14 protein-coding genes are annotated in these 13,847 nt (G+C 56.0%); 7 read left to right on the top strand and 7 right to left on the bottom strand.

The window, feature by feature from the left end; all coding sequences use genetic code 11:
- Positions 1-30: 30 nt before the first annotated feature.
- The 4 genes from HH1059_RS08620 to HH1059_RS08605 all read right to left on the bottom strand — a co-directional run bounded on the left by HH1059_RS08620 (position 31) and on the right by HH1059_RS08605 (position 3,592).
- Positions 31-750 (bottom strand): OmpA/MotB family protein, encoded by a 720-nt coding sequence (locus tag HH1059_RS08620; RefSeq protein WP_096409798.1) that lies wholly within the window; start codon positions 748-750, stop codon positions 31-33.
- Between the two features lie 15 nt (positions 751-765).
- Positions 766-1,728: a motility protein A gene (locus tag HH1059_RS08615; RefSeq protein WP_096409797.1), complete on the bottom strand. Its 963-nt coding sequence runs from the start codon at positions 1,726-1,728 to the stop codon at positions 766-768.
- 49 nt (positions 1,729-1,777) lie between these two features.
- Positions 1,778-2,212, bottom strand: coding sequence for a CBS domain-containing protein (locus tag HH1059_RS08610; protein WP_096409796.1), 435 nt, complete (start codon positions 2,210-2,212; stop codon positions 1,778-1,780).
- A gap of 105 nt (positions 2,213-2,317) precedes the next feature.
- Positions 2,318-3,592 carry a DEAD/DEAH box helicase gene (locus tag HH1059_RS08605; protein ID WP_096409795.1) on the bottom strand — a complete coding sequence of 425 codons (1,275 nt, stop codon included), beginning with the start codon at positions 3,590-3,592 and terminating at the stop codon, positions 2,318-2,320.
- Positions 3,593-3,986: 394 nt separating this feature from the next.
- On the opposite strand from HH1059_RS08605, the gene HH1059_RS08600 reads away from it, so the two are divergent.
- The 5 genes from HH1059_RS08600 to HH1059_RS08580 all read left to right on the top strand — a co-directional run bounded on the left by HH1059_RS08600 (position 3,987) and on the right by HH1059_RS08580 (position 9,812).
- Positions 3,987-5,267: an MFS transporter gene (locus HH1059_RS08600; protein ID WP_096410390.1), complete on the top strand. Its 1,281-nt coding sequence runs from the start codon at positions 3,987-3,989 to the stop codon at positions 5,265-5,267.
- Between the two features lie 237 nt (positions 5,268-5,504).
- Positions 5,505-5,675, top strand: coding sequence for a rubredoxin (locus HH1059_RS08595; RefSeq protein ID WP_096409794.1), 171 nt, complete (start codon positions 5,505-5,507; stop codon positions 5,673-5,675).
- A 5-nt stretch (positions 5,676-5,680) separates the two neighbouring features.
- Positions 5,681-6,304, top strand: coding sequence for a thiamine phosphate synthase (gene thiE, locus HH1059_RS08590; RefSeq protein WP_096409793.1), 624 nt, complete (start codon positions 5,681-5,683; stop codon positions 6,302-6,304).
- Between the two features lie 70 nt (positions 6,305-6,374).
- Positions 6,375-7,655: a glutamate-1-semialdehyde 2,1-aminomutase gene (hemL, locus tag HH1059_RS08585; RefSeq protein ID WP_096409792.1), complete on the top strand. Its 1,281-nt coding sequence runs from the start codon at positions 6,375-6,377 to the stop codon at positions 7,653-7,655.
- Positions 7,656-7,832: 177 nt separating this feature from the next.
- Positions 7,833-9,812 (top strand): VTT domain-containing protein, encoded by a 1,980-nt coding sequence (locus HH1059_RS08580; protein WP_096409791.1) that lies wholly within the window; start codon positions 7,833-7,835, stop codon positions 9,810-9,812.
- Positions 9,813-9,841: 29 nt separating this feature from the next.
- On the opposite strand, the gene HH1059_RS08575 is transcribed toward HH1059_RS08580, so the two are convergent.
- The 3 genes from HH1059_RS08575 to HH1059_RS08565 form a co-directional block, all read right to left on the bottom strand.
- Complete coding sequence (locus HH1059_RS08575; RefSeq protein ID WP_197710721.1) at positions 9,842-10,465, bottom strand: flavin prenyltransferase UbiX; 624 nt, start codon at positions 10,463-10,465, stop codon at positions 9,842-9,844.
- Positions 10,466-10,687: 222 nt separating this feature from the next.
- Positions 10,688-12,058, bottom strand: coding sequence for a UDP-N-acetylmuramate:L-alanyl-gamma-D-glutamyl-meso-diaminopimelate ligase (gene mpl, locus HH1059_RS08570; RefSeq protein WP_096409790.1), 1,371 nt, complete (start codon positions 12,056-12,058; stop codon positions 10,688-10,690).
- Positions 12,059-12,074: 16 nt separating this feature from the next.
- Positions 12,075-12,572, bottom strand: a complete 498-nt coding sequence (locus HH1059_RS08565; RefSeq protein WP_096409789.1) for a hypothetical protein — start codon at positions 12,570-12,572, stop codon at positions 12,075-12,077.
- 261 nt (positions 12,573-12,833) lie between these two features.
- Between HH1059_RS08565 and ppa the strand changes: the two genes are divergently transcribed.
- Together ppa and HH1059_RS08555 are read left to right on the top strand one after the other, a co-directional pair.
- A complete protein-coding gene (gene ppa, locus HH1059_RS08560; protein WP_096409788.1) occupies positions 12,834-13,370 on the top strand; it encodes an inorganic diphosphatase in 537 nt (178 codons plus the stop codon).
- Positions 13,371-13,506: 136 nt separating this feature from the next.
- Positions 13,507-13,842 carry a hypothetical protein gene (locus HH1059_RS08555; protein WP_096409787.1) on the top strand — a complete coding sequence of 112 codons (336 nt, stop codon included), beginning with the start codon at positions 13,507-13,509 and terminating at the stop codon, positions 13,840-13,842.
- The last annotated feature ends 5 nt before the right edge of the window (positions 13,843-13,847 follow it).

Below are 13,847 nucleotides of genomic sequence, written 5' to 3'. Positions count from 1 at the left end.
GGTATGGCACTATTCTAAACATTTTTGCGCTTAGTCTAGAGGCAATTCGTCGAAATCATCCCGGGTCGGATCGAAGTGGAGGGTTATCTCGACGCGGCGGTTCTGCGCTCTACCCTCTGCAGTTTCATTGCTAGCGATTGGGCGGATGTCGCCGTACCCAATTGCCCGCATCCGATTCTGTGCTATCCCTTGATCGGCGAGATAACGCAGCACACTGCTTGCCCGTGCTGATGAGAGTTCCCAGTTGGAGGGGAATTGTGCGGTTGATATAGGTATGTTGTCGGTGTGGCCCTCTATAGAGATGCGTGCGCCGGTAGCTTCAAATATCGGCACTAGCTCATCAATGGCGTCTTGGCCCTCGGGCAGTAGCTCGGCTCCGGCGGTTTCGAAGAGTACCGCATCATCGAGGCGGAAGGTCAAGGTGTCTTCTTCACCGGCTGCCTCTATGCCGCGCTCTTGCAGCTCTATGGGGATCTCTACCGCATCAGGAGAGTCGGGCCGACCCTCAATGATCGTCGGCCGGCCCTCAAAGACGTGTTCAGTGCCATCGAAAACGCCATGTCCGCGCGGTTCGTCGTCAGGGTCAGGGTCGAGCAGAACCAGGAGGATGACAAAAACTATTAGCAGCAAGGTGATGACGTCGAGATAGACCAGCAGCCAGCTGGTGTCTTCTTCCTTTTCGCCCTCTGCCTGAATGTTGCGGGCGAATCCGCCACGCCTTCTGACCGGGGTGTTTTCGCCTTCGCTCATCTGCGACCCCTCACCTTAACGGTTCTGCGGAGCCGGTCCGCCCCTGCCGGTACCCTGATCTCTGCCTCCCCGCGTACTCCCTGTAGCGGTGCTGCCTCCGCCGCCAGATCTGGTGCCGCGTTGTCCGCCACCAGCAGTTGTGCCGGCTTGCTGAGCGGAGGCGTTGCTAGCGCTTTGGCTACTCTGTTCGAGTTGTTGAATTACATCTGGATCGCGGATCTCGTCTTTGAATTGGGCGATGAATGAGTTTAGAGTCTCGCGCATTAACGTTGGATTGCGTTTCTGGCACATCAGCGATATGCCTTGCAGAATCATATTTAATGTAATCAAACGCTGCTCGGTACGCCGCTCGAGTTTGACTGCTATGGGTTTGAGGAACAGGTTTGCTAACAAAATACCGTAGAAAGTGGTCAGCAAGGCGACGCCCATCTGCTGGCCGATATCAGCTATATCGCCATCCTCAAGGATAAACATCATGTTGATTAGGCCCACCAGGGTACCTATCATGCCAAAGGCGGGCGCAAACGAAGCCATTACCCGGAAGATTTGCGCCTCAGCATGCTCCTTGGCGCGCAGGCGGCTAATTCGCCACTGCAGTAGGTCAAGGATATCCTCCTCCGGGGTAAGGTCTATAAGTAGTTGTACTCCAGTGCGCAAAAAAGGGTTGGCGACATGCTCTAAGGCGTCTTCAACGGCCCGAGTATCCCCTTTGAACCACAGCTGCGAGATGCGAATCAACTCTTCCATGTCATCGCGGGTATAGATCCTTTCATTGCGCAGAATGATCCAGATTAAGCGAAATACCCGCAGCACCTCGTCCATTGGGTAGGCGAGGAAGGTAGCGGCGAGGGTGCCGCCGATGACTATGGCTAATCCAGGCAGATTGAGGAAGATTAGAGCTTCTTCGGCTGCAATCAAGAAGACTGATCCGAGGAGGATCAGGCCGCCTAAAATCCCGACCAGAGTAGATGGATTCATGGGTCAGCTCCGCAGCTCAGAGAGCTTGTTCCTCTCTTTCCGTTTGACTTTACTTGCCGCCAGCGGTCGCGTCACGTAACGCGCGGAGTAGGTCTTCACGGGCTATCACGCCTTCAATCCGCCCCTGTTCATCTACCACCGGAAAACTTTTGGTGCGCATGTCTACAACCCTTTGCAAAACCCTGGTTAGGGGCATATTGGGGGTTACGGTAATCGGCTCGCGCGTCATTACTTCTTCAACCCGGTGATCCATTATTGATTCATATTGCGGCACTATAGACTGGGAGTTGAAGGTGAAAGCCTTGAGCAGATCCAGCTTCGTCGCCACTCCGAGCAGATTTCTTTGCTCGTCGATTACCGGTACGCCGTTGAAATCGTGATTATCAAACAGGGCTTGGAGTTCGCGTAACCGGGTAGCTGGGGCTACCGTACTCGGATCAGCCGTCATGTAATCACGTACACAGTAGTTAATAAACTCATACATATTATGGTATTACCTTTGCTGGTCGGCACCCGCAATCTCTTCCACTATAAAATATCTCATTTATTGGCGTTTTAATGCTAGCCCCTAGATAAGGTAGGAACGCGATCATCGGGCAGCCCTGTGATTGCCCCGGCTCCGGTTGTGTCTGCTGTTGCTCGCCGACCGGCGAGCAGTGTTTTTGCGCGGGGAGCGCGGCCGCTTGGGCGGCGCTAGCTCAATAAAGTACTCCGCTGGCGGCGCAGCGCTGGGGATCTTGAAATCAAGGTAAGACTCAATATCTGGCAATGAGAAGACATACTCATCGCACGCTAAGGTTATAGCATCGCCGCTTTCTCCGGCGCGCGCCGTTCTCCCGATACGGTGGACGTAGTCTTCGGCGTCTTGGGGTAGGTCGAAGTTGATAACGTGGCTTACTGCGTCAATATGCAGTCCCCGAGCCGCCACATCAGTGCCCACTAAAACCGGCAGTTCCCCGGTGCGGAACTTTTCGAGTAGTTTCTCGCGTTTGTTTTGCGGAATATCCCCGGAGATGACCGCCGCTTCAATGCCGTTGCCCCTTAGGTAGCCGACAAGCTGCTCCGCGGCGCGCTTGGTGTTGGCGAATACTAGAGTGCGGCGAGGGTCGATTTGCTGCAGCATGCCGACTAGAAAGGAGGTTTTATCCTCCTTGGCGACATGGTAGAGGATCTGCCGGATGTGATCAGCAGTGCGTTGCTCACTCTCCACAGCTATGCGCGCCGGATCGCCCATATGCTCCCAGGCTAACTCCATCACCCGGTAGGAGAGGGTAGCAGAGAAGAGTAAGTTGAGGCGCTGCTCAGCTGATGGCATGCGTCTGAGTAGATAGCGGATGTCGGCCACAAAACCAAGATCAAACATCCTGTCGGCCTCATCCAGTACTACAACCTCAATGCTGCGCAGGTTGAATATCTTCTGTTTATAGAAATCGATGATCCGCCCGGGGGTGCCGATTATCACATCTACGCCATCACGCAGTTGTCGGCGTTGGGATTCGTAGCCAGTGCCGCCATAGACAGCCGCAAATTTAAGCCCGGTATAAGCGCCTATCAGTTCGGCTTCACGGTGGATCTGTAACGCCAACTCACGCGTGGGGGCGAGCATTATCGCCCACGGGCCGACTGCATCCTCTTCAACCGGGTAGGTCATCAGGTGATGCAGGGTGGCAACCACGAAGGCCGCAGTTTTGCCAGTGCCGGTCTGTGCTTCACCTGCTATGCTTTCTCCGTTTAGGGTGCGTGGGAGAGTTTCGGCCTGGATGGGGGTGCAATTGGTGAACCCGGCTTCCTCAAGGCCATCGAGGACGGCATCGTGGATGGGTAGTTCGGTGATTAACTGTTTGGTTAAATGGGTTTCGCTCATAATCTATTAGGATACCCGAGATTGGGGGTGTACACCAGCCATCAGCCTTCAGCAAATTGGCAGGTTCTCCGGGGCCGGGGGAGTTTCGAGAGGCACTCCTGGGGAGTTGGCTAGGCGACTAGGCGAAGATGCGCCCCAAAGCGAGAGTGTTGTGTGGCCCTCAGGGGACCTCTAAAACTTCGCCGGCGCCACTCATCCGCCCCGGTGTGGAGGTCTTGGCGCCAGGGATGGCGCCATGAAGCCTCCAGGGATGGATTCACGGCGTCCTCCACACCGGGGCGGATGAGTGGCGCCGGCGAAGTTTTAGAGGTCCCCAAAGGTCCACGGCAATTTGCAGGAGAGTTAAGTGTGGGCAACTAGCAAAGCGAGTCGGCGCGAGGTCTTCGGTTGGGCGATGTTCGACTTCGCCAATCAGGCCTATACGTTGCTGATTATCACCGTGATTTATGGTGATTTGTTTACCACCGTGATTGTCGGTGATATGGGTGATGATTATAGGCTCGCCAATTTGCTTTGGAGTTCGGCGCTGGCGATCAGTTATCTCGCGGTGGTTGCCAGTGCGCCGGTATGTGGTGCAGTGATGGATTACGCTGCCGCCAAGAAGCGGTTTCTGTTTATCAGCTATGTTACTACCGTCGCTGCCACGGCTGCCCTCTACCTGGTCGAGCCGGGATATATCATCATCGGCTTTGTGTTAATCGCCATATCCAACTACGCCTATTCAATGGGCGAGGCGTTTATCGCTGGGTTCCTCCCAGATATAGCCGATTCGCGTGAGATGGGGCGGGTTTCCGGTATGGGTTGGTCGTTAGGCTATATCGGCGGCCTATGCGCGACTCTATTTACGGTGTTGGTCCTCGGTGAGGTAAGCGAAGAAAACTTTGAGCGCATCCGCTGGGTCGGGCCGTTCGCTGCGGCCTTCTTTTTGCTGTGCGCTATTCCGACTTTTTTATGGTTGCGCGAGCGCGGCTCTCCCCGCCCGCTACCGGCGGGGCAGGGCTATGTTGGTTTGGGCTTCAGTCGGGTCCGCCAGACTCTCAGTAGTCTCGGTCAACTGAGTGAGATGGCGGTGTTTATGGTCTCGCTGCTGTTGGCGATGTCCGGGTTGGTGATCGTCATTTCTTATGCCTTCATCTATGGCTCTCAGGTTATCGGCTGGGACGATCATGTGCGCATGATTATGTTCATTACCACGCAGATATCTGCTGCACTCGGTGCGATAGTTTTTGGTTTGATCCAGGATAACGTCGGCGCTAAGCGGACTTATATGTTTACCCTGTTAATATGGATTGTGGCTATCATATTCATCTGGGGAACCCCTGGCATTACCGCTTGGTTGAATAATCTGCTGGGCGTCGATTGGCAGGCGCAGTATGTCTTTTTGGTTGCCGGGTGTTGCGCTGGCTTAGCCCTCGGCTCGTGTCAGTCAGCCGGCCGTACCCTGGTCGGTATCTTCGCACCTGATGGACGCGCGGCAGAATTCTTTGGCTTCTGGGGGTTGGCGACAAAATTGGCAGGGGCCTTCGGGCTCATAGCAGTCGGCGCTTTTCAGGCCTTGTTTGGCCTGCAGGGGGCGATTTTAATCTGCGCAGTCTTGTTTGCTGCAGCCTTCTTAGTAGGCCTGAGAGTTGATGAAAAGAGGGGTCGGGAACAGCGCCATACTCTGGTAGAGTAACCATGCGCTGGGGTCTATTTGGGAAGCTCCCCTTTTGTGATGGTTGCTGGCCAATGCGGCGCTTTGAAAGACTCCTAGATGCCACCTAGCTGCTCCGGTGTAGAGGTCTTGGCGCCAGGGATGGCGCCATGAAGCCTCCAGGGATGGATTAACGGCGTCCTCTACACCGGGGCAGCTAGTTGGCATCTAGGAGTCTTTAGAGGTGCTCAATGGAATAAACAACAGGAGAAGAGAATAGTGGCAGGTTCAGTTTGGGTATGTACGGTCTGTGGTTGGATTTACGATGAGAGTGAAGGGGCTAGTGACCTAGGCATTGCCCCAGGCACTGCCTTTGGTGATATCCCCGAGGGGTTTGTCTGTCCTGAGTGTCAGGCCGGTAAAGATGCCTTCGAGCAGATGGGTGTTTAGCCAATATGGTCGAGATAACCGGTCTATACGCGGTCACCTCTCCTCGCCGTGACCTCTATCAGGCCTCAGCAAGAGCGCTGCGAGGAGGCGTAAGTATACTCCAGTACCGCGATAAGGGCGGCGATACTGCTCAGCAACTGGATGAGGCTGGGCAGTTGTCTGAGCTATGCGAACAGTCCGGGGCGCTGTTTATAGTCAATGATGATGTAGAGTTGGCCGCCCAGGTTGGAGCGGGAGGGGTTCATCTGGGCAGGGATGATGGTTCCCTGGCTGCGGCCCGCAGCAAGCTAGGGCAGGATGCAGTAATAGGCGTATCCTGCTATAACGAGATTGAACGAGTCCGCCATGCGGCCGCGGCAGGAGCGGATTATGTCGCTGTTGGAAGCGTCTTTCCATCCCCTACCAAGCCCCACGCTGCCAGGGCTTCCCTGGAGATGCTGGCAACAGCGCGCAGTACGGCCCAGTTACCTGTGGTTGCTATAGGCGGTATTGGGCGCGATAACATAGCTTCCGTGGCTGCAGCAGGGGCCGATGCCGCGGCGTTGGTTAGCGCAATATTTGCGGCGGATGACATCGAGTCCGCGGTCGCTGAACTTGTATTGCGCTGGCGCAGTGGCAAGGGCCAATAGGGCGCTTTTACAAGTCTGATAGAGTGCTAGAATTACGCCGAATTTGATTTGACAAAGGAGTTAGCCACCCATGCAACGTACCCACGAATTGTTTCAGCAAGCGCGTGAGTTGATACCAGGCGGCGTAAACTCGCCGGTTCGGGCATTCAAAGGCGTCGGTGGTGAGCCGATCACCTTTGAGCGCGGAGAAGGGCCATATATCTGGGATGTCGATGGCAAGCGCTACGTTGACTATGTCAACTCTTGGGGGCCATTGGTTGCCGGTCACGCCGAGCCGGATGTTATTCGGCGGGTACAGGAGACAGTTGCCAAAGGCTTGTCGTTTGGTACTCCGGTAGAGCTGGAAGTAGAAATGGCGCGCAAGCTTTGTGAGCTTGTGCCGTCACTGGATATGGTGCGCCTGGTAAATTCCGGCACCGAAGCGACAATGAGTGCCTTGCGCCTGGCTCGAGCGCACACCGGGCGAGATAAGATCGTTAAGTTCCAGGGCAATTACCACGGCCACGTCGATGCGCTGCTGGTCCAGGCCGGTTCTGGTGCCTTGACCCTTGGTGTACCGGGCAGCCCCGGTGTGCCGCAGAGTGTTGTCGCGGATACCCTGACGCTGCCATACAATGATGCCGAGGCGGTTGAGAAGTGCTTTAACGAGCATGGCAGCGAAATTGCCGCGGTCATTGTTGAGCCGGTTGCCGGCAATATGAACTGTGTTCCTCCGGTTCCCGGTTTTCTGGAGAAGCTGCGTGAGTGCTGTGATAAGTCAGGCTCAGTATTGATATTCGATGAGGTCATGACCGGTTTTCGGGTCGGACCTAACTGCGCTCAGGGACGATTCGGTATCAAGCCGGATATGACTTGTCTGGGCAAGGTCATTGGCGGCGGCATGCCGGTCGGTGCCTTCGGCGGTAGGCGCGATATCATGGAAGGCTTGGCTCCGGTTGGCGGTGTCTATCAAGCCGGCACCCTGGCTGGTAATCCCGTCGCTATGGCGGCTGGCTTAGCAACGCTGGAGAAGATCACTGCACCGGGCGCCTTTGATGGATTGGAGGCCACTACGGCTAAGCTTGTCGATGGGTTCAAGCAGCGCGCGGACAAAGCTGGTGTGCCCTTGACAACCAATCAGGCGGGGAGCATGTTTGGTCTGTTCTTCACCAGTGAGTCGCCGGTTACTACCTTTGAGCAAGTCAAAGCCTGTGATCTTGAAGCCTTCAATCGCTTCTTCCATGCCATGCTTGAGGAGGGTGTATACCTCGCTCCAGCTGCCTTCGAGGCTGGATTTGTCTCGTTGGCCCACGACGAAACAGCTGTGCAGGAAACACTTGATGCGGCGGAGCGTGCCTTTGCCCGTGTTTAATCGCTTGGCAGTTGTGGGGTAGCCAATTAAAGGGCCTGTTGAGAGTGCTCTTAGCAGGCCCTATGACATTTTATCAATATTTTTTATAGAGAAACTGGTTAGGTTTTTGCTTAAGGGGCGGGCTCCTCCTCCGCCAGGCTTTTGCCGGGGGTGGATTGGCCCCTTTGCTGATTGATTATGGATTTTTCTTGGGCCCACGGGATACTCGACTGGCTATCCGCAAATCCCGGTTGGACAACGGCGTTTATCTTTTTTGTTGCCCTTTGCGAGGGGGTGGTGGTTGCCGGGCTGGTAGTGCCAGGGGCAACACTTTTGTTTGTCGCCGGAGCTTTGGTGGGTACCGGTCATGTTGAGTTGTGGCCGAGCTTGATTGCCGCTTTTTTTGGCGCCTTTATAGGCGACTCGATAAGTTACTTACTCGGCAAGCACTACGGCGATAGGCTGCGTACTTACTGGCCCTTGCGCCGTTATCCGCGGGCATTGGCCAAAGGCGATGAGTTTTTTGCTGCCCATGGCGGCAAGAGCCTGGTATTCGGACGCTTTGTTGGTCCGGTACGCGGGATCATTCCGGCGATCGCGGGAATGATGGGAATGCCGCCGCGGCCATTTTTTATCGTAAACTTTTTTTCAGCCCTATTTTGGGCCCCTGCCTATCTGCTTCCGGGGATGGTCTTCGGTGCTTCGTTAGCGGTTGCAGCATCTGTAGCGGTGCGCCTTGTAGCGCTGCTGCTGTTAGTGCTGGTGATAGCCTGGGGAGGATGGTGGCTAATCGCTAACGTCTTGGCACCGCGACTGCGCAGCTCGGGCGCCCTGATAGCTTGGCGGGCGCGCAACTGGGGGCGTTACCACCCCCTGGCGGCTCAAGCCTTGAGCGGTCCCCGTTATGCCCTGCGGGCCTTTAGCTATAGTGCCGGCTGGGTGTGGTGGGCAGCATTGGCAGGCTTGGTTGCCTTGGCTATCTATCAAGCCGTGCTGGGCGGGCCGACCCTGTTAGATGAGGCCTTGCTCGGGGCCTTGGTCACCTACACGAGTGTAGAGTTGCGAGGCTTCTTTATTCTGCCCTCGTTACTGCTGGAGCCAACTGTTTGGGTGCCTGCGTTGCTTGGCGGGGTGCTCTGGGTGGCTGGCGGCGGCCGCTGGAGAGGGGCGCTGGTGCTGGTGCTCATTGTATCAGCCAGCGCCCTGGTGGCGGTTCTAATGGGCCTGGGGTTGAGTAATTGGAGCACCATACCATTGTACCGAGGTGCCCCGCTGCTGGGATTTCCCTCGCCCGAGGTTGCCGGTTTTACCAGCCTGGTACTAGCAGTTGGGGTATTGGCAACCGTTGTTTATGGCCCATTGCGGTGGCCGGTCTTGATAGTGGGAGTCATCATTCCGCTGCTAGCTGCGCTCAGCGGGGTCATAGTTGGGCGGCTATGGTTCGTTGATGCTCTGGGTGGGCTACTGCTTGGGGTGGTGATGGCCGGATTGGTGATTATGGCTCGCAGTTCGGCGCAGCGACGGCTCCCCGAACGCACCTTGCCAGCGATAGTAGCCGGGGTGCTGGTGGCTGCGGTTGCCTTTAAGGGGGTGACGGCATTGCCGGATGAACGCGAGCGATTCGTCGTCCAGGCCCAGGCGCCGCAATTGACTACTGACGAGTGGCTTGAGGTGGGGCCTGCGGAGTCGCTTGGCAGGGAGTTGCGCTGGCTGGATGGCGGCAGAAGGCCGGTTGATATTCAGTGGCTTGCCGAGATCGAAGCGATCAAGGAGTGTCTCGAACAGGCTGGCTGGGTAGAGCCCGACCGGCGTTTGCACGGTGTATTACGGTGGTTCCAGCCTGACCCTGAGGTGGAGAAGATGTTACCGGTAGCGCGTTGGCACCGCGGTCGGCTGCCGGATCTGATCAGGGTGCAGCAGATAGGTGATGATCAGCGCTTGGTATTGCGGTTGTGGCTGGCGCCGGTGGAGATGGTGGAGACTGATAAACAAGTATGGCTGACGACCTTAGAGCTTGAAACCGTGCATAGCCGTTGGCCGGTGGCCAATGTCAAGTCGGAGCAACTTAGCTTAGTTCAGCGCCAAGCAGCGGTTAATGATATGTTACGCGCCGGTGATGTGCCCATCCTTGAGCCGGGGCAGCCGGTTAGGATCGTCCCTCTGCAGGCGCTCCAGTGAGCTTTAGTCAACCATCATTTATACCATAGCTAGGTCCCAGTCGACCCCCAGCGCTCGCTCAGGTCATGCTCTACACCGAGGTGATCGAGAATTCGGGCGACGATATAGTCGAGCAGTTCGGTAATATTGCTCGGGTGATGGTAAAAGGCCGGGGAGGCGGGCAGTATGGTCGCACCTGCGCGACTTAGGTTAAGCATGTGTTCAAGGTGCATTGAGCTTAGTGGTGCTTCGCGCGGGACGACGATCAATTGGCCGCGTTCCTTGAGGACGACATCGGCGCCACGTTCAATAAGATTATTGGAGTGGCTGCCGGCGACCGCGGCCAGAGTACCCATGGAGCAGGGGCAGATTACCATCCTCTGCGGAGCACTAGAGCCGGACGCCAAGGGCGAGTTCCAGTCTTCTGAGTCATAAACACGCACAAGTTTTGGGTGCAGAGATAACTCCTGGGAAAGGAGGGCGTGGATCTTGTCAGCTTGTTCTGGCAGCCGAAAGTTATTTTCCAATTCTGCTACTGCTCGCCCGGCCTTGGATATCAGCACGTGGGTCTGAATCTCTTGGGCGTTGAGGCATTTGATCAGGCGCAGGCCATACGCTATACCCGAGGCGCCGGTGATGGCGACGGTTACCGCATCTCTGATAGGCCGTGTCACACGACCTCCGCTGTGGTGTTGGGTGCTACGGCTAAGGGAGCCTCTAAAAACTCCGCCGGCGCCACCATCCGCCCCGGTGTGGAGGACGCCGTAAATCCATCCCTGGAGGCTTCATGGCGCCATCCCTGGCGCCAAGACCTCCACACCGGGGCGGATGGTGGCGCCGGCAAAGTTTTTAGAGGTTCCCCTAAGTATCTCATGTGTCGATTCTCATCCCAGTAGTTACTTTTGACCATCCTGTGCTTGTAAACCACCTAAAATCTGCTCGTGTATGCCGCCAAAATCGCCATTGCTCATGATCACCACCTTGTCGCCGGGGCGTGCTTGGGCCAGGACTTGAGTGCATAGTGCCGAGGTGCTGCTGGCCAGGGTGACCTTTTCGCCCAGAGGGGCAAGGGCGTCAGCAACCGACCAAGTCAATTCGGTGGGAGATAGCACAAAGGCTAGATCAGCCTGTTCTAGCGAGGTTGCTAGACGGTCACGGTGTACCCCTTGCTGCATGGTTCGCGAACGTGGTTCGAGAACAGCTACTATGCGTGCCTGTGGGTTAGCCTCGCGTAGCGCCTCAAGAGTTGCTTGAATGGCGCTAGGGTGGTGGGCGAAGTCGTCTATCACATCTACTTGAGCTGCGCTGCCGCGCAGCTCAAGCCTTCTCTTAACCCCGGGGAAGCGCTTTAGAGCTTGTAATGCAGTGGGGGCGCAGACCCCGACGGCATTGGCTGCTGCAACAGCCATAGCGGCATTGCGCATATTATGCAGGCCGGGCTGAGGCAGATTTATCTCGCCTTGATCGCTGCCCTGATAGGTGAGCTGTGCAGACTTTTTGTCGCCCTGGATGCATATCCGCCAATCGTTGTCCGCGCCGGTGCCGACCTTTTCCAGGTTGCTCCAGCAGCCCTGGCGAAGAACTAAATCGATATTGGGGTCGTCACCGTTGACTAATACCCGGCCCGAGGGTGGGACGGTGCGGACTGCGTGGTGCAGTTGAGTGGCTATCGACTCAAGGTTGGGGTAGATATCGGCGTGGTCGTACTCCAGATTGTTTATGGTTAGTACCCGAGGGCGATAGTGGACAACCTTGGCGCGCTTATCGAAGAAGGCCGTATCGTATTCGTCCGCCTCGACTACAAATGGTGATCCAGTGCCGAGGCGGGCAGAACGCTCGCTAAAGCATGGGGCGCCACCAATTAAAAAGCCCGGTGCAAAGCCGCTCAACTCCAGCGCCCAGGCAGTCATTGCAGCTGTGGTGGTCTTGCCGTGGGTGCCTGAGATCGCTACCGGACATCTGTTTTTGAGGACGTTCGCCGCCAACCATTCTGGCCCAGAGGAGAAGTTAATGCCCCGATCAAGAATATATTCGATAGCTGGATTGCCCCGGGTTAGGGCGTTGCCGATGATGGCGGCATCCGGGGGTGGCTCGAGGTGCTCGATGCTGTAGCCGGAGTGTACAGTTATGTCAGCCTGGACGAGGATATCGCTCATGGGCGGCCATGCCGCGGCGTCGCTGCCTGATACCGCGTAGCCAAGATCGCGGGCAAGAAGCGCTACGCCGCCCATAAATGTGCCGCAAATGCCGAGAATGTGAACTCTCATGGGCTACCCTTGTCGATTATGTGGCTAGTTGTACGACCTGAAAGCTGAGAAAGCTATAGATGATTGCTATGAGTATGCCCAGGGGTAGGCGAATGTCTAGGGCATGGCGCAATATGTGGCCGAGGATGCTAATGTGCCATAGCCACAGCAATAGGACTACTAAAGCTGCGGTTGGTGCCTGTTCTGGGGATCTGCCATCCAGGCCGAGGGTTACCATGGCTACCGGGATAGCAATAACCGCATCGGCACCAAAAACCGCGGTGGCGGTTTGCATAAATCGTTGGGTATAGTTGCGTACGGCCAAGGTTGCATAGATAAAGAACAGGCCGAAGAGAGCCGCGATCAGCACCTTCAGGGTCAAGTTCTCAGTCCCCGGTATATTTGCAGCCGCAATATGGCTAACGGCGGATCCGGCCGCGATAAAGAAGACTAGTGCGGCCGGCGAGTAGGGCAGGTCCTGAGGGCCCTTTTGTAGCAGGCAGATTGCGATTAGGTTTTTTATCGTCTCACCCATGACTGCTCCTGTCTGGTTGGCTGCGACTATCATACAGCAATCATGCGACATGACAGATCTTGACTCGCACCCTGTTATGCGCTGACATACCACACTGTTTGGGGGGGCAGGCACTGTCCCTAACTTGGCTTGAATTTGGCCATAGTGCAGGCAGTTTTTTCCAGCAAGCTGTTGCCGCACTGCAGCATAGGCGCTACAGTATATCTGATTGCCGTTTCGCAAGTGTGTAATTTCAGAGATATATAACGGAGTAGTGATTTCATGAATTTACAATCCGTGCCTGCAGGTAGGTCGGTTCCTGATGATGTCAATGTTGTAATCGAGATTCCGCTTCACGGTGGTCCAGTTAAGTATGAGGTAGACAAGGATAGTGGCGCCCTGCAAGTGGATCGCATCATGTCGACGGCCATGCACTACCCCTGTAACTACGGGTTTGTGCCGCAAACTCTAGCCGATGATGGTGATCCGGTAGATGTGCTGGTGATTACACCTCTGCCTTTAGTTGTCGGTTCAGTGATCCGAGTACGTCCTATTGGCGTCCTCGAGATGGCCGATGAGTCGGGTGAGGACGCTAAGATAATCGCAGTGCCGGTGGATAAGCTTACCCCGGACTATGCGCAAGTGAAGGGCCCGGAAGATTTGCCCCCTCGTCAGCTCAAAGAGATAAGCCATTTTTTTGAGCACTATAAGGATCTTGAGTCTGGCAAGTGGGTGGAGGTGCGCGACTGGAAGGGTGCCGACGCCGCCCGTGCGGAGATAGAGCATTCGGTGCATAACTTTAACCAGCAACAGCAGTAGTAGTCTGTTATTGAGTCGCCCCGGTTGGTAAGTGCCGGGGCAGAGGACCGCCATGGCCACGGCTAATGGTGTTGATCACCGGGCCGATAGTGGTTAGAGGGGGGTTGAGGCTTAGCTACGATCGGAGGTGGTGGGAATGCCTCGTGCCCTAACGGTAGACCGTCTGAGGCGAGAGAATACATCTTTTCAGGGTAGCGGTGGAGTTAGCGATTGTAATCGTGAACTCGGTTTCCGCCCTGCGTTCATGGACACGGAAACGGGGCATGTCTATGCGTCCTGTTCCCGCGACGGGTGTCCAGCGCCTTATCATCGCCTTGATGGCTTGCCGGAAGAACTTATCCGGGAGCGCGATGACAGCGGCCGAGTAATAGCAGTAAAGACCACAGTAGTATCGGGGTTTGAGCGCGATGGTTGCTTTTATACCCGAGAGCAGGCTGCGGAAATGGTCATTGATACCAATTTTGGAGATTGAGCCTG

Source organism: Halorhodospira halochloris, assembly GCF_002356555.2.
GTDB lineage: Bacteria > Pseudomonadota > Gammaproteobacteria > Nitrococcales > Halorhodospiraceae > Halorhodospira > Halorhodospira halochloris.
Note: the sequence above shows the minus strand (reverse complement) of the source record. Positions and strands in the feature narration are given on the sequence as shown.

Excerpts from the sequence above, each read along its gene's own strand:
- HH1059_RS08620 (WP_096409798.1), bottom strand. The coding sequence starts at position 750 with ATGAGCGAAGGCGAAAACACCCCGGTCAGAAGGCGTGGCGGATTCGCC.
- HH1059_RS08615 (WP_096409797.1), bottom strand. The coding sequence starts at position 1,728 with ATGAATCCATCTACTCTGGTCGGGATTTTAGGCGGCCTGATCCTCCTC.
- HH1059_RS08610 (WP_096409796.1), bottom strand. The coding sequence starts at position 2,212 with ATGTATGAGTTTATTAACTACTGTGTACGTGATTACATGACGGCTGAT.
- HH1059_RS08605 (WP_096409795.1), bottom strand. The coding sequence starts at position 3,592 with ATGAGCGAAACCCATTTAACCAAACAGTTAATCACCGAACTACCCATC.
- HH1059_RS08600 (WP_096410390.1), top strand. The coding sequence starts at position 3,987 with ATGTTCGACTTCGCCAATCAGGCCTATACGTTGCTGATTATCACCGTG.
- thiE (WP_096409793.1), top strand. The coding sequence starts at position 5,681 with ATGGTCGAGATAACCGGTCTATACGCGGTCACCTCTCCTCGCCGTGAC.
- hemL (WP_096409792.1), top strand. The coding sequence starts at position 6,375 with ATGCAACGTACCCACGAATTGTTTCAGCAAGCGCGTGAGTTGATACCA.
- HH1059_RS08580 (WP_096409791.1), top strand. The coding sequence starts at position 7,833 with ATGGATTTTTCTTGGGCCCACGGGATACTCGACTGGCTATCCGCAAAT.
- mpl (WP_096409790.1), bottom strand. The coding sequence starts at position 12,058 with ATGAGAGTTCACATTCTCGGCATTTGCGGCACATTTATGGGCGGCGTA.
- HH1059_RS08565 (WP_096409789.1), bottom strand. The coding sequence starts at position 12,572 with ATGGGTGAGACGATAAAAAACCTAATCGCAATCTGCCTGCTACAAAAG.
- ppa (WP_096409788.1), top strand. The coding sequence starts at position 12,834 with ATGAATTTACAATCCGTGCCTGCAGGTAGGTCGGTTCCTGATGATGTC.
- HH1059_RS08555 (WP_096409787.1), top strand. The coding sequence starts at position 13,507 with ATGCCTCGTGCCCTAACGGTAGACCGTCTGAGGCGAGAGAATACATCT.